Source organism: Massilia sp. Root351 (assembly GCF_001425045.1).
Lineage (GTDB): Bacteria > Pseudomonadota > Gammaproteobacteria > Burkholderiales > Burkholderiaceae_D > Rugamonas.
The window spans coordinates 175810-198825 of the sequence record NZ_LMDJ01000035.1 but is presented as its reverse complement, the minus strand read 5'-3'; the positions used below and the strand labels follow the sequence as shown (position 1 = coordinate 198825).

Below are 23016 nucleotides of genomic sequence, written 5' to 3'. Positions count from 1 at the left end.
TATTTCGGCAGAGGTATATGCCGATACAGAATCTAAAAGGAGGGCCGCGTAGGTACTATATGAAACGGGCTATGTGTCTATTTGTCCGATGCGCTTGCCAGCTTAGCTGAAAGCGGTGCGCATGATGGCGGCAGTGGCTTCCTGTTGCAGCGCGGCCAGTTCTCCGTGCTTGGGGCGGGTGTCCGACAGGAAAATCATCAGGCCTATCATCTGCGACACGATCAGCGCACCGCGGATTTCGCACTGGCCAGGCGCCAGTTCCGGTGCGATGTCGCGCATCAGGTTGCGCAAGGTGCGGCGCGCGCGCGTCAGCATGGTGTCGAACATTTTCGAGGCGTAGGGATGGCGGTTGGCCAGCGCGGCGATCTCGAAAAACAGGCCGCTGGAAATCTGGTCGCGCAAGTCGTCCAGGAAGTAGTCGATGATGGACTGGAACACGGCCTTGCCGCTGTCGCTGTCGCTGCCGGTGCGCTGCGCCAGGCGCTGGTCGATGCCGGCCTGGTAGCCGTCGAAGGCCTGGTTCAGCAGTGCCTCCAGCAGTACCTCCCGGCTGGGATAGTAATGCTGCACGGTGGACAGGCTGACGCCTACCCGCTGCGCCACGCTGCGCATCGACAGCGCGCCGTAGCCCTCGGTGCCAAGTAGCTCGCGCGCCACGCACAGGATGGCGCCGGCCCGCTCGTGGCCCTTGGTGGTGGTGTGCGATTCCTTGCGTGGCATGGTCATGGCGGATTGCGCTTTTCCGGGAAATAGGTCAACATACCTGCAAATAATAGGTCGGATGACCTAAAAATACAAGGAGACCAGTATGATCCCCCGCACTTTGTTTACCGAAGAACACGACATGCTGCGCGAATCGGCGCGCCGCTTCATGGAAACCGAGGTGCTGCCGCACCACGAACGCTGGGAAGAGCAGGGCTATGTGGACCGCGAAGTGTGGCAAAAGGCGGGCGCCGCCGGCTTCCTGTGCGCCAGCATGCCGGAGCAGTACGGCGGCGCGGGCGCGGACCAGCTCTACAGCGTGGTGCTGATCGAGGAACAGGCGCGCATCAACGCCACCGGCCTCGGTTTCGGTCTGCACTCGGAAATCGTGGCGCCCTACATCCTGCACTACGGCAGCGAGCACCTGAAGTCGCATTACCTGCCCAAGCTGGCCAGCGGCGAGATGGTGGGCGCCATCGCCATGACCGAGCCGGGCACCGGTTCGGATCTGCAGGGCGTGCAGACCACCGCCATCCGCGCTGGCGATCATTACCTGCTGAACGGATCCAAGACCTTCATCACCAATGGCTGGCACGCGGACCTGGTGATCGTGGTCGCCAAGACCGACCCGGCGGCGGGCGCCAAGGGCATCAGCCTGTTCGTGGTCGACACCGCGATGGCCGGCTTCTCGAAAGGCAAGCGCCTGAAGAAGGCTGGCATGAAAGCGCAGGACACGTCCGAGCTGTTCTTCGACAACGTGCGCGTGCCGGCCGCCAACTTGCTGGGCGAGGAGGGGCGCGGCTTCGCCTACCTGATGCAGGAACTGCCGTGGGAACGCCTGCAGATCGCCATCATGGCGGTAACCTCGGCCGAAGCGGGCCTGGACTGGACGTTGCAATACACGCGCGAACGCAAGGCTTTCAAGCGCGCGCTGGCCGAGTTCCAGACCGTGGCGCACACGCTGGCCGAGATCAAGACCGAAATCACCTGCATGCGGGTATTCGTGGACCGCTGCATCGGGCTGCTGCTGGAGAAAAAGCTGGACGCGGCCACCGCCTCGATGGCCAAGCTGGCCGCCACTGAGATGCAGTTCAAGGTGCTGGACCGCTGCGTACAGCTGCACGGCGGCTATGGCTACATGTGGGAATACCCGATCACGCGCGCCTGGGCCGACGCCCGCGTGCAGCGTGTGTACGGCGGCACCAGCGAGATCATGAAAGAACTCATTAGCCGCAGCCTTTAATCTGGAGTCAGTCATGGAAGCATACATCTACGACGCTGTGCGCACCCCGCGCGGCAAGGGAAAAAAGGACGGTTCGCTGCACGGCGTTACGCCGATCCGGCTGGCCGAAACGGCGCTGCGCGCCATCGCGTCGCGCAACGCGCTCGACACCGCGCTGGTGGACGATGTGGTGCTGGGCTGCGTGGAGCCGGTGGGCGAGCAGGGCGCCTGCATCGGCCGCATTGCGGTGCTGGCGGCGGACTACGCGGAGTCGGTGGCGGGCGTGCAGATCAACCGCTTCTGCGCCTCCGGCCTGGAAGCGGTCAACATGGCGGCGGCGCAGGTGATGGCCGGCCAGTCCGACATGGCCATCGGCGGCGGCGTGGAAGCCATGTCGCGCGTGCCCATGGGCGCCAGCGGCTGGGCCTGGCCGGTGGACCCGCAAGTGGCGTTCAAGACCCACTTCGTGCCGCAGGGGATATCGGCCGACGCCATCGCCGCCCTGCACGGCTACAGCCGCGCCGACGCGGACGCCTACGCCGCCGAAAGCCAGCGCCGCGCGCACCACGCGCAGCAGCAGGGCTGGTTCGATGGCAGCGTGGTGCCGGTGGTTGACCGCAACGGCCTGACCATCCTGGCGCGCGATGAATTCATCAAGCCGGGAACCACGGCCGCCTCGCTGGCCGCGCTGAAGCCGGCCTTTGCCGACATGGGCGAGCAGTTCGGGTTCGACGCCGTGATCCGCATACGCTACCCGGAAATCGAGCAGATGCAGCACATCCACCACGCCGGCAACAGCTCCGGCATTGTGGATGGCGCGGCCGCCGTATTGATCGGCAACCGCGCGGCGGGCGAACGCGCCGGGCTGAACCCGCGCGCGCGCATCCGTTCCTTCGCCTCCATAGGCTGCGAGCCGTCCATCATGCTCACCGGCCCGAGCTACGCGGCGGAGAAGGCGCTCAAGCGCGCCGGCATGGCGCCCGCCGACATCGATTTGTGGGAACTGAACGAAGCCTTCGCCTCGGTGGTGCTGCGCTTCATGGAAGTGCTGTCGGTGCCGCACGACAGGATCAACGTGAATGGCGGCGCCATCGCCATGGGCCATCCGCTGGGCGCCACCGGCGCCATGATCCTGGGCACGCTGCTGGATGAAATGGAACGCCGCGGCGTGTCCACCGGCCTGGCCACGCTGTGCGTGGGCGCCGGCATGGGCACGGCCACCATCATCGAACGCATGTGAGGAGCAGCCATGATCAATGTGAATATCGACGCTGACGGCATCGCCACGCTGAGCTGGGACATGGCGGACCGCAGCCAGAATGTGCTGAACGCGGAAAGCTGCCAGATGCTGTGCGACCTGGTCGACGAGGCGGCCGAAGACGGCGCCGTGAAGGCGGTCCTGATGACCTCCGCCAAGCCGGACTTCATCGCCGGCGGCGACCTGGAATGGCTATTGGACACCAGCGACGCGGGCGTGCTGTTCGAGCGCGTGATGCGGCTGCACCGCGCGCTGCGCAAGCTGGAAACCTGCGGCAAGCCGGTGGCCATGGCGTTGCCGGGTTCCGCCCTGGGCGGCGGCCTGGAAGTGGCGCTGGCCGGCCACTACCGCGTGGCGGCGGACAATCCGGAAGCCTGCTTCGGCCTGCCGGAAGTGACGCTTGGCCTGCTGCCCGGCGGCGGCGGCACGCAGCGCTTGCCGCGCCTGATCGGCATCCAGAAAGCGCTGCCGCTGCTGTTGGAGGGCAAGCGCCTGAAGGCGGCCGACGCGCTCAAGGCCGGCATCCTGCACGCCGTGGTGGCGCCGGGCGGCGAGCAGGAAGCCGCGCGCGCCTGGCTGCGGGACGCCATGCTGGCCGCGCCTTCCGAACGCGTGCAGCAGCCGTGGGACGCCAAGGGCTACAAGGTGCCGGGCGGCGCGGTGGCCGCGCCGGCGGTGCAGCAGGCCATCATGGCGGCCAATGCCATGGTGCACGCCAAGACCTGGGGCAATTACCCGGCGCCGATGAACATCCTGTCCTGCGTCTACGAAGGGCTGATCACGGACATCGACACCGGCCTGATGACCGAGGCGCGCTACTTTGCGCAGACCGTGCTGTCGCCGGAGGCGAAAGCCATGATACGCACCCTGTTCTTCAGCATGGGCGAGGCGAAAAAACTGGCCGCGCGCCCGGCCGGCGTGCCGCAGCAGAAGTACGCAAAAGTCGGCGTGCTGGGCGCGGGCATGATGGGCGCCGGTATCGCTTACGTGGCCGCCAAGGCGGGCCTGCAGGTGGTGCTGGTCGACCGCTCGCAAGCCGATGCCGACAAGGGCAAGGCCTATTCGCAGGCGCTGCTCGAGAAGCAGGCGGCGCGCGGCCAGGCCACGCCGCAGCAGGCAGAAGCACTGCTGGCGCGCATCACCGCCACCACCGACTACGCGCTGCTGGCCGGCAGCGACATCGTCATCGAAGCGGTGTTCGAGGACCGCGCGCTGAAAGCAGCCGTGACGGCGCAGGCCGAAGCGGTGCTGGCGCCGGACGCCATCTTCGCCTCCAACACCTCCACCTTGCCGATCGGCGGCCTGGCCGAGGCGAGCGCGCGCCCGTCCAACTTCATCGGCCTGCACTTCTTTTCCCCGGTGGACAGGATGCCGCTGGTGGAAGTCGTCGTCGGCAAGCAGACCAGCGCAGCCACGCTGGCGCGCTCGCTGGACCTGGTCAAGGCGCTGGGCATGACGCCCATCGTCGTCAACGATGCGCGCGGCTTCTACACCAGCCGCGTGTTCTCCACCTATGTGCTGGAAGGCCTGGCCATGCTGGCCGAAGGCATTGCGCCGGCGCTGATCGAGAACGCCGGCCTGCAGGCGGGCATGCCGCTCGGGCCGCTGGCGCTGACGGATGAGGTGTCGAGCGAGCTGATCGACAAGATCGACCGCCAGACGCGGCGCGACCTGGGCGAGGCCTACCGGGGCCGTCCCGGCCACGCGGTGGCGGCGCGCATGGTGCAGCTGGGGCGCATCGGCAAGAAAGCGGGGCAGGGTTATTACGACTATCCAGAGGGCGGCAGGAAGCGCCTGTGGCCGGGGCTGGCCGAACACTTCCCGCGCGCGGCCGCGCAGCCCGGCGTGGCGGAACTGGTGGAGCGCCTGATCGCGGTGCAGGCGGTGGAAACCGTGCGCTGCATGGAGGAAGGCGTGCTCACCACCGCGCGCGACGCGGACGTGGGCGCCATCCTCGGCTGGGGTTTCCCGGCTTTCCGTGGCGGCCCGCTGAGCGAGGTGGACAAGGACGGCACGGCGGCCTTCCTGGCGCGCTGCGAACGCCTGGCCGCGCGCCACGGCGAGCGCTTTGCGCCGCCGGCGCTGCTGTGCAGCATGGCGGCGTCGGGCAAAAAATTCTACGGTGGCTGAGGCCGCATCCTGTAGCATTGTCATTTTGCCAGCAAGGCGCGGCTTGCGCCTTTTTCTTCATGACCATGCCAAACGATGACGCCGCGCGCCGTTCCGCGCTCTTGCTGATTGCCGCCTGCCTGCTGGCGGTGCAGCTGGCCCTGCTGGCTGTGAGCATGCCGCTCAGCAAAGTGCTGAGCGGCGAGCATAGCTATTACATCGACAATCCCTACCACGTCTACCAGCTGGAGGGCGGCCGCGAATTGCTCGGGCAGGGGCGGCTGACCGGCTACGACACGACGCTGGGCGGCGGCCACCTGGGCGGGGCCAATGAAAACCTCAGCGCGCGGGGCGCGGTGATGCTGGCGGCCGTGCTGCCGTCTTCGCTGCCTGCGGGACAGGTGTACACCCTGTATGTGCTGATCTGCGCGCTGTGCGGCCCGCTGGCGGTGGCGGTGCTGGCGGGCCTGTTGCGCTGGCCCGCGCGTACCGCTGCGCTGGCCTCCATGCTGGGACTGGTGTTCTGGTGGGTGGGCGCACTGCGCTGGTACCACACGGCGGGCATGGTCAGCTTCGTGTTCTGCTGCTACATGGGCTTGCCGTATGCGGCCTGGGTCTGGCAGCTGTGCGGCGCGCCCATGGCGCGTGCGCGGCTGGCGGCGGGCCTGGCGGGAGCCGGCCTGCTGGGAGGCTTGGGGATTTGGCTGCATCCGCTGTTTCCGGTGATCGCCGGGCTGGCCTTCATCGGCTATGCGGCCGGCTCCGGGGAGCGCCCGGCGCTGCCCCGCCTGCTGCTGCGCGGCGCCGCCGTGGCCGCCATCGCACTGCTGGTCAACCTGCCCTGGCTGGCGGTGCTGCAGGGCCAGCGCGACGTGTCGGCCAATGTGTTGGCCTTGCACCCCTATCAGAAGGCGGTCGGCTTGCTGTTCGCGCTCAAGCCCGCACTGGGCATCTGGGGCGCCGATTCGCAAGGCATTCCGCTCAATCCCTTGTTGCTGCTGGCCTGCGCCGCCGGTGCGTATTTCCTGCCCGCCGCGCAGCGCCGGCGCATGCTGCCCTTGCTGCTGGGGGGCTTGCTGCTGCTGGCGTTCGCGTCGTTCGGCGCGGCTGTTCCGGGGCTGGCCCAGGCGCAGCCGAACCGCTTCGTGGCGCCGGCCTTCCTGTGCATTGCGCTGGCGGGCGCCTATTGCGTGGGCGCCGGCGTGCCCTGGCTGCGCAGCGCGGGCGGGCGCTACCTGAAGATCGGCCTGGCGCTGGCCGCCGGCGCGGTGCTGCTGTACGCCTGCCGCGAGACGCTGCGCGAGGCGACGCCGGGACCGCATGGCCATTACGGGCCGTCCGCTGCGGAGCTGGGGGGGCAGCCGCGCGCGGTGGCGGAACTGGTGGACTGGCTGCGCGCCAACACCACGGCGCAGGGCCGCATCGCGTTTGAAACGTCCCTGGGCCGCGTGCACGGCGGCGGCCACGTGGCCGGGCTGGTGGCGCTCAAGTCGGGCCGCGAACTGATCGGCGCCGGCTATCCGTTTTCGCTGCCGGAAGTGTCGCTCTGGGACCGCAGCGTGTTCGGCCGGCCCATCGCGGAGGTGACGCCGGCGCAGCTGTGGCAGGGGCTGGACTTGTACAACGTGGGCTGGGTGGCGGCGCATTCACCGGAATTGCAGCGGGCCATGGCGGCGCTGCCGCGCGCCCGCGCGGTGGCGGATATCGGCCCGGTGCGCATGTACCAGCTGGACCGGCCGCTGTCCTTCGTGGCGGCCGGCCAGGCCCGCATCGCCGGCCGCGGCGTGAACCGGCTGGAACTGGCCGGTGCGGCCGGCGGCGAACTGGTGCTGCGCTACCACTGGCTGCCGGGCCTGGTCGCCAGCAACGGCGCCGTGCTGGAGCCGGCGCCCTCGGCGCCGGGCTTCCCGCCATTCATCCGGGTGCGCAATCCGCCGGCGTCGTTTACGGTGTCGCTGGGCCGCTAGCGGCGGTGCTGCGCAGTCAAGCCAGGCCGGCGCTCTGGTAGCGCCACGCGTCCACGCACATCTGGTCGATGGCGCGCTCGGCTTTCCAGCCCAGTTCGCGTTCGGCGCGGGTCGGGTCGGCGTAGCACTGCGCCACGTCGCCGGGCCGGCGCGGGCCGATCTGGTAGGGCACCGGCCGGCCGCTGGCGGCGGCGAAAGCCTGCACCATTTCCAGCACGCTGTAGCCGCGCCCGGTACCCAGGTTGTAGGTCAGCAGGCCGGGCGCCTGCGCCAGCCGCGCCAGGGTACGCACGTGGCCCAGCGCCAAGTCGGTCACGTGGATGTAGTCGCGCACGCCGGTGCCATCCGGCGTCGGGTAGTCGTTGCCATGCACCGACAGCAGCGGGCGCTCGCCGGCCGCCACCTGCGCCACGTAGGGCAGCAGGTTGTTGGGGATGCCGTTCGGCGTCTCGCCGATCAGGCCGCTTTCATGGGCGCCCACCGGATTGAAGTAGCGCAGCAAGGCCACCCGCCAGCGCGGATCGGAACGGCACAGGTCGCGCAACATCTCTTCCACCATCAGCTTGCTGCGCCCGTACGGGTTGGTGGCCGACAGCGGGAAGTCCTCGGTGATGGGTACGCTGGCCGGGTCGCCGTAGACGGTGGCCGACGAGCTGAACACCAGGGTGCGCACGTCGAACTCGGCCATGGTCTCGAACAGCACCAGGCTGCCCGCCACATTGTTGTCGTAGTACTCCAGCGGCTTGCTGACCGATTCGCCCACCGCCTTGAGTCCGGCGAAATGGATCACCGCGCCGATCGCGTGTTCGCGGAACACCGCGCGCAGCGCGGCGCGCTCGCGCACGTCGGCCCGCACCAGCGGGAAACTGCGCCCGGCAATGCGCTCGACGCGCTGCTGCACGGCGGGCTGCGCGTTGCTCAGGTTGTCGAGCACGACGACGTCGTGGCCTTCGGCCAGCAGTTCGACGCAAGTGTGCGAACCGATATAGCCCAGGCCGCCGGTGACCAGAATTTTCATAACATGTCCCAAGTGAGTGCAGTGCAACGGTGATAATAAATTGATATGCTTTTTTTAGCAAACCGAGCCCCTGAATCCCTGCAGCAATTCCTGGTCGGACAGCGGCTCGCCCTGCAGCCGGCCGAAGAAATAGAAACCGGACGCGGCGTCGTAGTTGCTGCGGTTGGCGTGCACCAGGTAGTCCAGCCAGCGCAGCGGCCACGCCGCCAGCAAGCCGGCCAGCTTGAGCCAGCGGCGCGCGCCGGGGCGGTCCGACAGCGCGGCCAGCGCGTAGCGCAGCATCTGTCCGGCGCTGACGCCGGTGCCGGCCGTGGGGCCGCTGCGCAGCTCGGCGAAGTGGCGGAACAGGCGGCGGTGCCCCAGGTGGGTGAAGCGGGTGAAGTCATACTGGCGCATGTGCACCGGCTGCATGAAGGGCGTTTCCGCGTACACGAAGCCGCCTGGCCGCAGCACGCGGCGCATTTCTTCCACGCAGCGGTAGGGGTCGAGCACATGCTCCAGCACGGCGCACGCCACGCAGGCGTCGAAGCTGCGCGCCTCGAAGGGCAGGTCGTGCGCGTCGGCGATGCAGCTGACGTGCTTGCCGAACGCCACGTCGGTGTAGACCGCGTCGCCCGCCAGCGTGCGCTCGCCGGCGCCGATCACCAGGATGCGGGCCTGCGGCTGCTCGCGCAGGATGGCCGCCAGCGCGTCGGCCACGCCGAAGTCGCGCCGCGGCGGTTCGGCGTCCATCAGGACCATCATGGCGCGCCGGTACAGGCGGCGCAGGCCGCTACTGCGGTCCAGGCTGCCGGCATAGCCGCTGGCGCCGTCGTAGCCGCCGTGGCTGCCCTGCTGCGGCAGGTAGTCGGCTTCGCGGAACACGCTGTTGCTGTGGTGCAGCAGGATGGGAATGCCGCGCACGGCCGGATAGCTGCGGCCGCAGTGCGCGCAATGCAGGTTGGACAGCGCGGTCTTGTGCACCGGGCAGGCATACGTTGTGGGACGGCAGGCCGCGTCGTTCATGGCGACTCCCTCGCGTGGGCTGAGAAGACGACCATAGCAAGGCGGCGCGGCGGCCGTTCTGGCTTGCGTCAAAGCGGCGCCATATTTCTCCGCCCGCGTTGACACTTGGTTTTATATCAACTAGGCTCTTGCAGGAAACTCACACGCCCACCAGGAAAGACCCGCCATGCCCCGCGTCACCGTCATTACCGCCACCTACAATGGCACCCGCTACCTTGCCGCCGCCATCGATTCGGTGCTGGCGCAGTCGCTGGCCGATTTCGAGTACATCATCATCAACGACGGCTCCACCGACGGCACGGCGGCCATGCTGCAGCACTACGCGGCGCGCGATCCGCGCATCCGCCTGGTGCAGCGCGAGCAAGCGTCCGGCGGCCCGACCGTGCCAAAGAACATGGGCCTGGCGCTGGCCAGCGCGCCCTACGTCTGCTTCCTCGACCACGACGACTACTTCCACCCCGACAAGCTGGCCCGGCTGTGCGAGGGCATGGATGCGCACCCGGAGTGGGTGGCCGCCTTCCATGACGTACAGCTGGTGGCGGAAGACGGCCAGCCGCACCGCGGCACTTACCTGTCGAACGCCGCCTTCAGGCAGATCGCCGCTGCCCACCTGGCGCCGCTGGGCGGGGACTGGTACGGCTGCGGCGAGCGCTTCTATGAATTCATGTCGCTGCGCTACGCCGCCATGCACACCATTTCGGTGATCCTGGCGCCGGGCCGTTTGCTGCGCGATCCGGTCAGCTTCCGCGCGCGCTTCCGCGGTTCGGACGATACGGATCTGTGGCTGCGGGTCGGCTTCCAGGGCCAGCTGGGCTACCTGGACCAGGTGCTGGCCTATTACCGCCAGCACGGCTCCAACCTCAGTTCGGACAACGTGGCCATGACGGCCAATGCCGTGGCGCTGCACGAGGACAACTACCTGCGCGCCCAAGAGCGCTTGCGGCCGCCGGAAATGGCGGCCTACCGCAGGAAGATCCTGTCCTACCGCAATTCGCTGGGCTACGGCCTGAACCGGGCCGGGCGCTACGCGGACGCGCGCGCCGTCTACCGCGACATGCTGCGCGCCGGCCCCTCGCTGCGCGCGCTGCGCGGCATCGGCAAGAGCTGGCTGCTGCAGCTGCTGGGCCGCTAGCGGCGCAGCGCCTTGTCGATCAGGTAGCGCTCGGCGCCCACCGGGCGGCCCGCCAGCTGCCACAGGCCCAGCAGCACCAGCACGTACAGGACGGCGCCGGCGGCGGCGTCGGCCAGCAGGCGCAGCAGCGGCGCGGCGCCGTGCAGCTGGCTGTCGAGCAGCTGCACGCCGGCGTACATCAGCGCCACGCTGGCGGCCGGGCGCGCGATCATGGCCAGCATGGCGGACCAGCGGAAGCCCAGCAGGCGCTTGGTCACCGTGATGGTGTAGGGCAGCGTGGCCGCCGTGGCCAGCAGATACGCGTAGCCGGCGCCGACGATGCCGAACTGCTTGAGCAGGAAGTACAGCGCCGGGAACAGCACCAGCAGGAAGCCGCCGGCCAGCAGCGTGGTGTTGCGTGGCTTGCCCAGCGCCATCCAGACGGTGCTGTTGTTGCCCTGCGTGGCGCCGATGGCGCCGTGGATGGCCATCAGCTGGATCAGCGGGATGGCGTCGCCCCACTTTGTGCCCAGCAAGGCCAGCACCAGCGGCTCGGCCACCGCCGCGATGCCCAGGCCGACCGGCAGGATGATGGTCGAGATGGTGCCCAGCAGTTTCAGGTAGGACTGGCTGATCTCCGCCGCGTTTTCCATCTTCGAGAAGCCGGGCAGCGTGGCGCGGTTGATGGGCGCCACCAGCTCGGTCGACGGCAGGTTGGAGATTTCGTAGGAAATCGCATAAATGCCCAGTTCGTTGGCGCCGAACATGCGGCCGATGATGAAGGTGCAGCCGTCGTGCAGCAGGAAGAACAGCACGTTGTTGACCAGCAGCCATTTGGAAAAATGGAATAGTTCCTTGGCCGCCGACAGGTCCAGGCGCGGCCGGTAGCCGTTCATGCGGTAGCTGATCCACACGCCCACCACGCGGCCCACCGTCATGCCGATCAGCAGCGCCCAATAGGAGCGCAGCGTGAAGGCCGCCACGATGGTCACCACGAAGGTCACCACGCGCCGCGCCAGCACGAAGTTGAACTCCTGGCGGAAGTTCAGTTCCTTGCGGAAGGCCACCACGCCGACGTTGCCGAAGCCGCCCACGAAATACGACAGCGACAGCACGTACATCACCAGTTCCAGGCGCGGCTCGCTGTAGAAACCGGCCGCCGGCCCGGCCAGGGCCAGCAGCAAGCTGCCGCACACCAGGCCGAAGATGACGTTGAAAGTCCACACGGTGTCGTAGTGGCGGCGGGTGGCGTTGGCGTTCTGGATCAGCGCCAGGTCGAAGCTGAAGGCGCTCATCAGATCCAGCACGCCGCCCACGGCGGTGGCCATGGCCACCAGGCCGAAGTCGCCCGGCACCAGCAGGCGCGCCAGGATCAGCGTACTGACGATGCCGATGCTGCGGTCGATCAGGCGCGCGCCCACCATCCAGAAGATGCCATTGGCCATGCGGCGGTTCAGCGTGGCCATGCGCAGCCCAAGTTCAATTTGCAATACAAGATTAGCCTGTCAGGAAAGGGAAGGAAGGGAGGACGCCGGCAGCAGCGCGGCGTAGCCGGCGCTGCTGGCGTGCCAGGAAAAACGGTTCTGGACGTGCTGGCGCAGGCGCGCCCCCATCGCTTGCGCGGCGTCCGGGTTGCGCAGCACGGCGCGCAGCGCCTCGGCCAGGCCGGCCGCGTCGTCCGGCGGCACCAGCCGGGCCGTCACGCCGTCGTCGAGGATTTCCGGCACGCCGCCCACCGCCGAGGCCACCACCGGCAAGCCGAATGCGCCGGCTTCCAGCAGCACGATGCCGAACGGTTCCTGGCGGCTGGGCAGCGCGAATACGGTGGCGCTGGCGAACAGCTGCGCGACCGCCGCGTGCGGCACGTCGCGCAGCAGGCGCACGCGGCTTGCCAGGCCCAGCCGCGCGGCCTGCTGTTCCAGGCCGGGCAGCGCCTGGTCGCTGGCGCCGGCCAGGGTCAGCGTCAGGTCGGGAAAATCGGCGGCCAGGCTGGCAAAGGCGTCCAGCAGCACGTCCTGGCCCTTCTTGTGCTCGAACTTGGCCACGTTCAGGATGGTGCGCCCGGCGCCCGGCGCGGCGCCGGCCGGCGCGGCCATGGCGGCAAAGCCGGCCGCGTCCAGGCCGTTGTGGATGACCGACACGTTCAGCTGCGCGCCGCAGGTGTCCAGCAGTTCGCGCCGCAGGTCGCGCGAGCAGGTCACCAGCGCGTTGGCGCGCGGCAGCGCGGCCGCCCACAGTGCCCGCTCGGCGGCCGGCGCGCGCCGCAGCGCACCCAGGTCGGCGCCGTGGAAGGACAGGATCAGCGGCACCGGCCGCGCCATGGCCGCCACGCAGCGCTGCAGGGCCAGCGCGCTGGCGCCGGGATAGTGCACATTGATGGCGGCCACGCGGCGCGTGCGGCACAGCTGTTCCAGCGCGCGCCCGAAGCCGCGCTCCCACAGCCGGTAAGCCAGCGTTTCCTTCAGGCCCATGCCGCTGTGGTAGGCGCGCACGCGCCAGCGCAGCGTGGGCAGGCCGCACTCGGTGCCGGCTTGCGGCGACTGCGCGTCCCAGTCGGTGATCAGGATCAGCGGCTCGAAATGGCCCGCTTTTTGCATCTCGCGCGCCAGGTTGATGACAACCTGGTTGACGCCGCCCACGCCGGTCAGCGACCAGGGCAAAACAAACAGATAGACCGGGGCGGCGCCGCGCTCGGCGAAGCGCTCGAGTGACTCGGGTGGGTTAAGCAAACCATTCCTCTTAAAACGGGGCGCCCTCAGGCGCCGCTAATCGGCCTGGCGACCACGGCATACTGGATGTGCCGGGTGTCCGCCAGAAAACTCTTAAATACCCGGAACGCCAGCCGGCGCGGCAGCGACGGCGTCCACCAGTCCTCGTTGATGCCCTCCAGCGCCAGGATCTCCAGGCCGCTTTCCTCAAACAGGCGGGGCAAGCTCTTCCTGGTGTAGAAGCGCAGATGGGTCCGGTCGCGGATGCCGGTGGCTTCGTAGTTGAAGTCCCGGTCCCGCACGATGTGCAGCAAATTGTCGATGTGGCGCAGGTTCGGGATCGACGCCACGATGCTGCCCTGCGGCGCCAGCTTGCCGGCCGCCAGTTTCAGCGCGGCCCACGGGTCCGGCATGTGCTCCAGCACATCGTTGAACACCACCGCATCGAAGTAATGATCCGGCAGCGCCAGCTCGGCGCTGAACAAGCCGGTCAGCACCCGGTCCAGCGAGCGCGCCGCCACGCTGGCCGTGTCCGGATTGGGCTCCACGCCCCACACCTCGGTCTGGCCGCGCGCCTTCAGGGCCCGGCCGAAGCCGCCCATATGGCAGCCGACGTCGAGCACGCGGCGCGCCTGCTGCGGCACGAAGGGCAGCATTTGTACCCGGGCAAAGTCTTGATACGGCGTCGACGAGCTTTCCGTTTCCATGGCGGCCTCACTGGTTTCGCGTCCAGAACCCGGGCCATTATAAAACGCGGCGGGCTCAACTTTTCAATTACTTTTTATTATTATTTGACGCTTGCCGCCGGGCCCGGAAACTTTAATATAATGACAAATTGCGATACACGCAGGGAATTCCCATGGAACAAGCAAACCACCCGCTGGTCGTCGATCTGGACGGCACGCTGACGCCGACCGACACGCTGGTCGAATCCGGTATCAAGCTGATCCGGAGTTCGCCCGGGGCGCTGCTGCGCATGCCGTTCTGGCTGCTGTCCGGGCGCGCCGGCTTCAAGCGCGCCGTCGCCGAGCGCTGCGGCATCACGGCCCACAGCCTGCCCTATCACCAGCCGCTGCTCGAGTACCTGCGTGCCGAAAAGGCGCGCGGGCGCCGCATCGTGCTGGCCACCGCCGCCCACAGCAGCATCGCCGACCAGGTCGCCGGCCACCTGGGCCTGTTCGACCAGGTGCTGGCCACCGGCGCCGGCGACAACCTGAAGGGTTCCACCAAGCTCAGCATGATCCAGCGCGAAGTGGGCGCCGACTTCGTCTATGCCGGCGACAGCCGGGCCGACCTGCCGGTGTGGCAGGGCGCGCGCGGCGCCATCCTGGTGGGCGCCAGCGCCCGCACCAGCGGCATCGTGCGCGGCGGCACGGTGCCGGTGGAGCGCGAATTCAACGGCCACAGCCGCTCGCTGAAAGTGTGGCTGCGCGCGCTGCGGGCCCACCAGTGGCTGAAGAACCTGCTGCTGTTCGTGCCGCTGTTCGCCGCCTTCTCCTTCCTCGACCTGGCCAAGCTGGGCCACCTGGCGCTGGCCTTCGTGGCCTTCTCGCTGGCAGCCTCGGCCACCTACGTGGTCAACGACCTGTGGGACCTGGAGTCGGACCGCGCCCACCCGCGCAAGAAGCTGCGGCCCTTTGCCAGCGCCCAGCTGCCCATCCTGCAGGGGCTGGTGGTGGCCGGGGCGGCGCTGGCCGTGGCGCTGGGGCTGGCGGCGCTGGTGTCGAAGGGCTTCCTGCTGGTGCTGCTGCTGTACCTGCTGCTCACCAGCGCCTACAGCTGGGTACTGAAGGAATACATGCTGGTCGACGTGCTGATGCTGTCGCTGCTGTATACCTTGCGCATCCACGCCGGCGCGGTGGCCACCGGCATCACCAACAGCTCCTGGCTGCTGGCCTTCTCCGTGTTCGTCTTCCTCAGCCTGGCGCTGATCAAGCGCTGCTCCGAACTGGTGCTGCTGCAGCAGGAAGGCCGCACCGTCACGCGCGGGCGCGACTACCGGGTCGACGACCTGGTGGTGCTGTGGCCGCTGGGCGTGGGCGCGGCGCTGAGCGCGGTGGTGGTGCTGGGCCTGTTCATCAGCGCGCCGGAAACGCAGGCGCGCTACCACACGCCGGACCTGCTGTGGCTGGCCGCGTTCGGCATGATCTACTGGCTGGGCCGGCTCTGGATCAAGACCTCGCGCGGCGAGATGCACGACGACCCGGTGGTGTACGCGGTGCGTGACGGCGGCAGCCGCGCCGCCATCCTGGCCATCGTGGCGCTGGCGCTGGCGGCGCGCTTCCTGCAACTGTGAATGCGAATTATTTCCTGCCGGAATAGCCTGACGCCAGCGGCGGGATTGAAATACCGCTATGAAAATTGCAACAAGTATTGTATTCTAGTACATGGTTCGTGTAGAGTTTTCAATTGTTAATTCTGCATTGGAACTGTGTGGCGCTGGCCCAACAGTTCAGCCTGGCGTCAGCGGCGGCATGATCCATGACTGCGCAGTAGCGCTAAAATGAATGCCCGCCCCGGCTGACCCGCGCGCCGCAACACGAACTTGTTATTCTCTAGCAAGATATTTTATTTCTGTATGGGTTTGAAATGAACAATGCCAAGGTAGTTGCGGTTGTCGGTCTGGGCTATGTGGGGCTGCCGCTGGCGGTGGAGTTTGGCAAGAAGCGGCCCACCATCGGATTTGACTTGTCCGAACGCAAGATCGACAGCTACCGCCGCCATTGCGACCCGACCGGCGAAGTGTCGCCGGCCGAACTGCAGGCCGCCACGCAGCTCCGGGTGACCACCGATCCGGCCGAGCTGGCACGGGCCGACTACATCGTGGTGGCCGTGCCGACCCCGGTCGACACCGCCCACAATCCCGACTTCGCGCCGCTGGCCGGCGCCAGCGCCACGGTCGGGCGCCACATGAAGAAGGGCAGCATCGTGGTGTTCGAATCGACCGTGTACCCGGGCGCCACCGAGGAAGTGTGCGTGCCCATCCTGGAGCGCGAGTCGGGCCTGACGTGGAAGCAGGACTTCCATGTCGGCTACTCGCCCGAGCGCATCAACCCGGGCGACAAGCTGCACACCCTGACCACCATCCTGAAGGTGGTGTCCGGCGACGACGCCGCCACCCTGGACGAGGTGGCCGCGCTGTACGAATCGGTGATCACGGCCGGCGTCTACCGCGCCTCCAGCGTCAAGGTGGCCGAGGCCGCCAAGGTGATCGAGAACACCCAGCGCGACCTGAATATTGCCCTGATGAACGAGCTGGCCCTGATCTTCGACAAGATCGGCATCGACACGCTGGAAGTGCTGCAGGCGGCCGGCACCAAGTGGAATTTCCTGCCCTTCCGTCCGGGCCTGGTGGGCGGCCACTGCATCGGCGTCGACCCGTATTACCTGACCCACAAGGCCGACATGGTCGGCTACCACCCGCAGGTGATCCTGGCCGGGCGCCGCATCAACGACGGCATGGCCAAGTTCGTGGCGGAAAAAACGGTCAAGACCATGATCGCGGCCGGCTGCCACGTCAAGGGGTCGCGCGTGATCGTGCTGGGCCTGACCTTCAAGGAAAACTGCCCCGACCTGCGCAACTCGAAAGTGGCCGACATCATCACCGAACTGAAGAGCTACGGGGTGGAAGTGCACGTGCACGACCCGGTGGCCGAACCGGACGAGGCGGTGCATGAGTACGGCGTCGAACTGCAGCGCTGGGACGACCTGCCGCGCGCCGACGCCATCGTGGCCGCCGTGCCGCACGCCGAACTGCTGGCCATTCCGCACGGCGAGCTGTGCGCCAGGCTGACTCCGCTGGGCTGCTTTATCGACGTCAAGTCGGCCTTCGACCTGGCGCCGATCAGCGCGGCCGGCCACGCGGTGTGGAGGCTATGATGAGCGTGGCGCCGGCGGCCTACCTGGAGCGGCAGCAGCAGCTGCGCGAGCAGCCGCGCCACTGGCTGGTGACGGGCGCGGCCGGCTTCATCGGCTCCAACCTGGTCGAGGCGCTGCTCAAGCTGGGCCAGCGGGTTACCGGGCTGGACAATTTTGCCACCGGCCACCAGCACAACCTGGACCAGGTGCGCGCCGCCGTCGGCGAAGCGGCCTGGCGGCAGTTCCGCTTCCTGCGCGGCGACATCCGCGTGCCGGCCGACTGCGCGCAGGGCTGCGAGGGCGCCGACTACGTGCTGCACCAGGCCGCGCTCGGTTCGGTGTCGCGCTCGATCGCCGATCCGCAGACCACCAACGACGTCAACATCACCGGTTTCCTCAACATGATCGCCGCCGCGCGCGACGCCGGGGTGCGGCGCTTCGTGTACGCCGCCTCCAGCTCCACCTACGGCGACCATCCGGACCTGCCCAAGATCGAAGAGCGCATCGGCAATCCGCTGTCGCCTTACGCGGTCACCAAGTATGTCAACGAGCTGTACGCCGGCGTGTTCGCGCGCTGTTACGGCACCGAGACGGTGGGCCTGCGCTATTTCAACGTGTTCGGCCCGCGCCAGGACCCGCACGGCGCCTATGCCGCGGTGATCCCGCAATGGGTGGCGGCGCTGATCCGCAACGAGCCGCTGTTCATCAACGGCGACGGCGAAACCAGCCGCGATTTCTGCTTTATCGACAATGTGGTGCAGGCCAATGTGCTGGCCGCCACCGCCACCGCGCCGGGCGCGGCCAACCAGGTCTACAACGTGGCGCTGAACCAGCGCACCAGTTTGAATCAGCTGTACGGCATGATGGTGGCCCTGCTGCGGGAACGCTGCCCGCATCTTGACCAGCACCGGCCGCAGTATGCCGGCTTCCGGGCCGGCGATGTGCGCCACTCGCAGGCGGACATCGGCAAGGCGGTGCAACTGCTGGGGTTTGCGCCCACGCACCGCATAGAGGACGGCTTGGCCGTGGCGATGGATTGGTATGTCGGCAGCCTGACAGCCAGGTAAACACTATAGAACGGTAAGGCCTGCGTACGGCCCGCCCCGTCATCCGTCGCCGCGAGTAGTACGCACTGGGGAAGGAAAACAATATGTTAAAAATTGCCAATCACTACGTGTCCAAGGTCGCGTTCAGCCTGCTGTTCGTGGAGATCCTGATTTTGATCGGCGCCTTCTACGCCGGCTCCGCCATCCGTTTCTTCGACGGCGACGACTTCCTGCTGCCGCGGCTCGACCATTTCCTGCTGTCGGCCTGCGTGTTTACCGCCGCCATCGTGTTCTCCATGAGCGCGCTGGGCATGTACCAGCTCAATTTCAGCGAAGGCTTGCGCAATCCCTTCTTCCTGCAGCTGGTGCCGTCGTTCGCCATGGGTTTCGGCATTTTGACGCTGGTGTTCTACGTGGCGCCGGACCTGTATTTCGGGCGCGGCATCCTGCTGCTGGTGTTCGCCATCTCGGCCGGCGGCATCCTGGTGGTGCGCGCCATCTTCTTCACCAGCTCCAAGTTCCGCTTCCTCGAGTCGCGCATCATTTTCCTCGGCAACGGCGCGCTGGCCAAGGAGTGCGGCGACCTGGCGCTGCACTCGAACAGCTACCACAAGTACGACGTGGCCGGCTACGTGGCCATGCCGGAAGAGGAGTCGCGGGTGGCCGCCAATTCGGTGCTGGCCATGGAGCCGGGCATGTCGCTGGTGGCGCTGGCGCAGAAATACAATGTGCGCGAAATCGTGGTGTCGGTGCAGAACCGGCGCGGCGGCACCTTCCCCATCCGTGAGTTGCTGGAATGTAAGCTGTTCGGCGTCAAGGTGACCGACGCGGCCACCTTCTTCGAGCGCGAGACCTGCCAGATCCGGGTCGAGTCGCTGCAGCCGAGCTGGCTGGTCTTCGGCGGCGGCTTCGACCAGAGCTTCATGCGCACCTTCATGAAGCGCACTTTCGACATCATCGTGTCCATCATCATCCTGCTGCTGGCGCTGCCGGTCATGCTGTTTACCGCCATCTGCATCAAGCTGGAGGACGGCGGCGCGCTGATCTACAGCCAGGAGCGGGTCGGCAAGGGCGGGCGCACCTTCAAGGTGCTCAAGTTCCGCAGCATGGGCACGGACGCGGAAAAAGGCGGCAAGCCGCAGTGGGCGGCGCAGAACGACCCGCGCGTGACGCGCGTGGGCGGCATCATCCGCAAGCTGCGCGTCGACGAACTGCCGCAGCTGTGGAACGTGTTCAAGGGCGAGATGAGCTTTGTCGGCCCGCGCCCGGAGCGGCCCTACTTCGTCGAGCAGCTGTGCGCCGACATCCCGTACTACAACGTGCGCCACAGCATCAAGCCGGGCATCACCGGCTGGGCCCAGGTGCGCTACGGCTACGGCGCCTCGGTGGAGGACGCGGTGCAAAAGCTGCAGTACGACCTGTACTACGTGAAGAACAACAGCCTGTTCCTGGACCTGCTGGTGCTGATCGATACCCTCAAGGTGGTGTTGTTCGGCAGCGGCCGCTGATGGCGGGGCCGGCATGCTGAGCAGCGTCGCCGTCTTCAGCTACGGCGCGGCGGCGCTGGCCTTCGCGCTGCTGTTCGTGCTGCAGCTGAGCGTGTGGCGCGGCCGCGCGCACGCGCCCGCGCTGGCCGTGGCGGCGCTGGCCACCGCGCTGTGGGCCGGCCTGAATGCCTGGGAGGCGGCCTACGCGCCGGGCCTGTCCGACTGGAACGACGCGCTCGACATCTGCCGCAACGGGGCCTGGTCGGTATTCCTGCTGGCGCTGCTGGGCTTTTTCCAGCGCGGGGCCGGCTGGCAAGCGCTGCGCCACAACCGCCTGCTGCGCCTGGTGGCCGGCTTTTACGCGCTGCTGCTGGCGGCCGAGGCGGTGGCCAACTGGGCGCCGGCGCTGCTGGCCAGCGTGGGCGGCATGCTGCCGCTGGTGATGCTGCGCGCCGGCGCGGCCGTGCTGGGCATGATCCTGGTCGAACAGCTGTACCGCAACAAGCCGCTGCAGGAGCGCTGGGCGCTGAAATACGCCTGCCTCGGCATAGGCGGCATGTACGCCTACGATTTCTACCTGTACAGCGACAGCATGCTGTTCCGCCAGCTCAACCCGGACATCTGGGCCGCGCGCGGCTTCGTGCACGCGCTGACCATGCCGCTGATCGCGCTGGCCGTCTCGCGCAGCAAGGCCTGGTCGAGCGAGCTGTCGGTGTCGCGCCGGGTGCTGTTCCACTCGGCCGCGCTGGCCGGTTCGGCCGCCTACCTGCTGGTGATGAGCTCGGCCGGCTACTACCTGCGTTTCTTTGGCGGCAGCTGGGGCTCGGTGATGCAGGTGGCCTTCCTGTTCGGCGCCACGGTGCTGCTGGCCGGGGTGTTGTTTTCCGGTTCTTTCCGCGCCTGGCTGAAGGTGTTCATCAGCAAGCATTTCTACAGCTATAACTACGACTACCGCGAAGAGTGGATGGGCTTTACCCGCATGCTGTCGGCGGACGGCCCCAACCTGGCCGAGCGCGCCATCCAGGCCGTGGCCGGGCTGGTGGAAAGCCCGGGCGGCGCGCTGTGGCTGCGGCGCGAGTCGGGCCAGTTCGAGCCGGTGGCGCAATGGCATATGCCGCTGGTGAGCGAGACCGAGCCGGCCGAGTCGGCGCTGTGCCAGTTCCTGGAAAGCAAACAGTGGGTGATCGACATGCAGGAATACGAGCGCAGCCCCAGCCTGTATGACGACATCGTGATCCCGCACTGGGTGCGCAACTTCCCGCGCGTGTGGCTGGTGCTGCCGCTGGTGATGCAGGGCCGCCTGTCCGGCTTCATGCTGCTGCAGCTGCCGCGCAGCGCCATCCAGCTGAACTGGGAAGTGATCGACTTGCTCAAGATCGCCTGCAGCCAGGCCGCCAGCTACCTGGCCCAGCAGGACGCGGCCATGGCGCTGATGGTGGCGCGCCAGTTCGAATCGTTCAACCGCATGTCGACCTTCGTGGTGCACGACCTGAAAAACCTGGTGGCCCAGCTGTCGCTGCTGATCCCGAACGCGCACAAGCACCGCAACAACCCCGAATTCCAGCAGGACATGCTCGACACGGTCACCCATTCGGTGCAGAAGATGAAGCTGATGCTGCAAAAACTGAGCCGCAACGACGCGCCGGCCCGTCCGGCGCCATTGTTTATTGACCAACTGTTGCAACAAGCCGTATCCTTGAAGGCAGCGTTCGAACCGCGTCCGCAATTGAAGGTGGAAACCCCCGGACTGCGCGTGCTGGCCGACTGGGAGCGCCTGGAACGGGTGCTGGGACACCTGATCCAGAACGCGATCGAGGCCACGCCGCTGGACGGCCAGGTCGTCATCGCGCTGCGCAGCAGCAGCGGCGCCGGCGGCGACAGCGTGCTGGTGGAAATCAGCGACAGCGGCGCCGGCATGACGGAGGAATTCATCCGCGACCGGCTGTACAAGCCGTTCGAGTCGACCAAGCCGGCCGGCATGGGCATAGGCGCGTTTGAAAGCCGCGAGTACATCCATGAGCTGGGCGGCACGCTGGAAGTGAGCAGCCGCCCGCAGCAGGGCACGACCTTCCAGGTCACCCTGCCGCTGTACAATGCAATGTCCGCAGAGCGCGCCGCCTGATGGCGGCGGACGCGTCAAAACGGATGGCAAAAGGAATATTGTGAGCAAATCGAAGCTGTTGATCATCGAAGACGACCCCGGCCTGCAAAAGCAGCTGCGCTGGAGCTTTGACGCCTATGAAGTGCTGGTGGCGGGCGACCGCGAGGCGGCGCTGGCGCAAGTGCGCCGCCACGAGCCGGAAGTGGTGATCACCGACCTGGGCCTGCCGCCCGACCCGGACGGCGCCACCGAGGGCCTGGCCACCTTGCAGCAAATCCTGGCGCTGGCGCCGGAAACCAAGGTGGTGGTGCTCACGGGCAACCAGGACCACGCGCACGCGGTGGCCGCCATCGGCCTGGGCGCCTACGACTTCCACCAGAAGCCGGCCGACCCCGACCTGCTGGGCCTGGTGATCCAGCGCGCCTTCTACCTGCACGCGCTGCAGCGCGAGAACCGCCGCATGCAGCAGGCCCAGGCCGATTCGCCGCTGGCCGGCGTGATCAGCCGCGACGCCGGCTTGCAGAAGATTTGCCGCAGCATCGAAAAAGTGGCGCCCACCTCGGCCTCGGTGATGCTGCTGGGCGAGAGCGGCACCGGCAAGGAAGTGCTGGCGCGCGCGCTGCACCAGCTCAGCCCGCGTTCCAAGGAGCGCTTCATGGCTATCAACTGCGCGGCCATCCCGGAAAACCTGCTGGAGTCCGAGCTGTTCGGCTACGAGAAGGGCGCGTTCACCGGCGCGGCCAAGCAGACCAAGGGCAAGGTCGAGCTGGCGCACGGCGGCACCTTCTTCCTCGACGAAGTGGGCGACTTGCCGATGGCGCTGCAGGCCAAGCTGCTGCGCTTCCTGCAGGAGCGTGTCATCGAGCGCATCGGCGGGCACGAGGAAATCCCGGTCGACGTGCGCATCGTCTGTGCCACGCACCAGAACCTGAAGGAGCTGGCCACGGCCGGCCGCTTCCGCGAGGATTTGTACTACCGCCTGTCGGAAATCGTGGTCACCATTCCGCCGCTGCGCAACCGGGTGGGCGACGCTGCGCTGCTGGCGCACCACTTCAAGAACAAGTTCTGCGCGGCCGAGTCGCGCCCCGCGCTGCATTTCAGCCAGGAAGCGATGAACGTGATCGAAGCGTATCCGTGGCCGGGCAATGTGCGCGAGATGGAGAACTGCATCAAGCGCGCCGTCATCATGGCCGACGGGCCGCACATCGTGGCCGAGGACCTGGGCCTGTCCGGTGCGCTGCTGCCGGAAGAGCCGCTGAACCTGCGCCAGGTGCGCGACGAGGCCGAGTACAAGGCCATCGTCAAGGTGCTGGCGCGGGTGGACGGCAACATCGTCAAGGCTTCCGAGCTGCTGGGCGTGAGCCGGCCCACCCTGTATGACCTGATGAGCCGGCACGCCATCAAATCCGGCTCCTGACCGGCGC

Annotated in this window: 17 protein-coding genes; 11 read left to right on the top strand and 6 right to left on the bottom strand. The window is 67.6% G+C overall.

Going from position 1 to position 23016, the window contains the following annotated elements:
- Positions 1 to 102: 102 nt before the first annotated feature.
- Entirely contained in the window at positions 103 to 726 is a 624-nt protein-coding gene (locus ASD15_RS29235; RefSeq protein ID WP_057158533.1) for a TetR/AcrR family transcriptional regulator, read from the bottom strand.
- Positions 727 to 808: 82 nt separating this feature from the next.
- Between ASD15_RS29235 and ASD15_RS29230 the strand changes: the two genes are divergently transcribed.
- Genes ASD15_RS29230 through ASD15_RS29215 form a run of 4 tightly spaced genes read left to right on the top strand, consistent with a single transcriptional unit; the run spans position 809 to position 7258 of the window.
- Positions 809 to 1945 (top strand): acyl-CoA dehydrogenase family protein, encoded by a 1137-nt coding sequence (locus ASD15_RS29230; RefSeq protein ID WP_057158532.1) that lies wholly within the window; start codon positions 809 to 811, stop codon positions 1943 to 1945.
- A gap of 13 nt (positions 1946 to 1958) precedes the next feature.
- Positions 1959 to 3164, top strand: coding sequence for an acetyl-CoA C-acetyltransferase (locus tag ASD15_RS29225; protein ID WP_057158531.1), 1206 nt, complete (start codon positions 1959 to 1961; stop codon positions 3162 to 3164).
- Positions 3165 to 3173: 9 nt separating this feature from the next.
- Positions 3174 to 5312: a 3-hydroxyacyl-CoA dehydrogenase NAD-binding domain-containing protein gene (locus tag ASD15_RS29220; RefSeq protein ID WP_057158530.1), complete on the top strand. Its 2139-nt coding sequence runs from the start codon at positions 3174 to 3176 to the stop codon at positions 5310 to 5312.
- A gap of 59 nt (positions 5313 to 5371) precedes the next feature.
- Positions 5372 to 7258 carry a hypothetical protein gene (locus tag ASD15_RS29215; RefSeq protein ID WP_057158529.1) on the top strand — a complete coding sequence of 629 codons (1887 nt, stop codon included), beginning with the start codon at positions 5372 to 5374 and terminating at the stop codon, positions 7256 to 7258.
- A 16-nt stretch (positions 7259 to 7274) separates the two neighbouring features.
- On the opposite strand, the gene galE is transcribed toward ASD15_RS29215, so the two are convergent.
- Complete coding sequence (gene galE / locus ASD15_RS29210) at positions 7275 to 8276, bottom strand: UDP-glucose 4-epimerase GalE (protein ID WP_057158528.1); 1002 nt, start codon at positions 8274 to 8276, stop codon at positions 7275 to 7277.
- A 54-nt stretch (positions 8277 to 8330) separates the two neighbouring features.
- Positions 8331 to 9281: a methyltransferase domain-containing protein gene (locus tag ASD15_RS33715; RefSeq protein WP_057158527.1), complete on the bottom strand. Its 951-nt coding sequence runs from the start codon at positions 9279 to 9281 to the stop codon at positions 8331 to 8333.
- A gap of 166 nt (positions 9282 to 9447) precedes the next feature.
- Between ASD15_RS33715 and ASD15_RS29200 the strand changes: the two genes are divergently transcribed.
- Positions 9448 to 10413, top strand: coding sequence for a glycosyltransferase (locus ASD15_RS29200; RefSeq protein ID WP_057158526.1), 966 nt, complete (start codon positions 9448 to 9450; stop codon positions 10411 to 10413).
- On the opposite strand, the gene ASD15_RS29195 is transcribed toward ASD15_RS29200, so the two are convergent.
- The 3 genes from ASD15_RS29195 to ASD15_RS29185 are packed head-to-tail and all read right to left on the bottom strand — an operon-like array spanning position 10410 to position 13807.
- A complete protein-coding gene (locus ASD15_RS29195) occupies positions 10410 to 11882 on the bottom strand; it encodes a lipopolysaccharide biosynthesis protein (protein WP_157201188.1) in 1473 nt (490 codons plus the stop codon). The two genes, ASD15_RS29200 and ASD15_RS29195, sit on opposite strands and share 4 nt — an antisense overlap.
- A gap of 15 nt (positions 11883 to 11897) precedes the next feature.
- Positions 11898 to 13121 carry a glycosyltransferase family 4 protein gene (locus tag ASD15_RS29190; RefSeq protein ID WP_057158524.1) on the bottom strand — a complete coding sequence of 408 codons (1224 nt, stop codon included), beginning with the start codon at positions 13119 to 13121 and terminating at the stop codon, positions 11898 to 11900.
- 26 nt (positions 13122 to 13147) lie between these two features.
- The gene (locus tag ASD15_RS29185; RefSeq protein ID WP_057158523.1) at positions 13148 to 13807 is read right to left on the bottom strand and encodes a bifunctional 2-polyprenyl-6-hydroxyphenol methylase/3-demethylubiquinol 3-O-methyltransferase UbiG; all 660 of its coding nucleotides are present in this window, start codon (positions 13805 to 13807) and stop codon (positions 13148 to 13150) included.
- A 152-nt stretch (positions 13808 to 13959) separates the two neighbouring features.
- On the opposite strand from ASD15_RS29185, the gene ASD15_RS29180 reads away from it, so the two are divergent.
- The 6 genes from ASD15_RS29180 (at position 13960) to prsR (ending at position 23009) form a co-directional block, all read left to right on the top strand.
- Positions 13960 to 15396 carry a UbiA family prenyltransferase gene (locus ASD15_RS29180; protein ID WP_057158522.1) on the top strand — a complete coding sequence of 479 codons (1437 nt, stop codon included), beginning with the start codon at positions 13960 to 13962 and terminating at the stop codon, positions 15394 to 15396.
- 293 nt (positions 15397 to 15689) lie between these two features.
- Complete coding sequence (locus ASD15_RS29175; RefSeq protein ID WP_057158521.1) at positions 15690 to 16979, top strand: nucleotide sugar dehydrogenase; 1290 nt, start codon at positions 15690 to 15692, stop codon at positions 16977 to 16979.
- Positions 16976 to 18025: an SDR family oxidoreductase gene (locus ASD15_RS29170; protein ID WP_373888210.1), complete on the top strand. Its 1050-nt coding sequence runs from the start codon at positions 16976 to 16978 to the stop codon at positions 18023 to 18025. Before ASD15_RS29175 ends, ASD15_RS29170 begins: the two co-directional genes overlap by 4 nt.
- An 83-nt stretch (positions 18026 to 18108) precedes the next feature.
- Positions 18109 to 19512 (top strand): TIGR03013 family XrtA/PEP-CTERM system glycosyltransferase, encoded by a 1404-nt coding sequence (locus tag ASD15_RS29165; protein WP_057158519.1) that lies wholly within the window; start codon positions 18109 to 18111, stop codon positions 19510 to 19512.
- Between the two features lie 13 nt (positions 19513 to 19525).
- Positions 19526 to 21613, top strand: coding sequence for an XrtA/PEP-CTERM system histidine kinase PrsK (gene prsK, locus ASD15_RS29160; RefSeq protein WP_057158518.1), 2088 nt, complete (start codon positions 19526 to 19528; stop codon positions 21611 to 21613).
- A gap of 40 nt (positions 21614 to 21653) precedes the next feature.
- A complete protein-coding gene (gene prsR / locus ASD15_RS29155) occupies positions 21654 to 23009 on the top strand; it encodes a PEP-CTERM-box response regulator transcription factor (RefSeq protein WP_057158517.1) in 1356 nt (451 codons plus the stop codon).
- Positions 23010 to 23016: the final 7 nt, after the last annotated feature.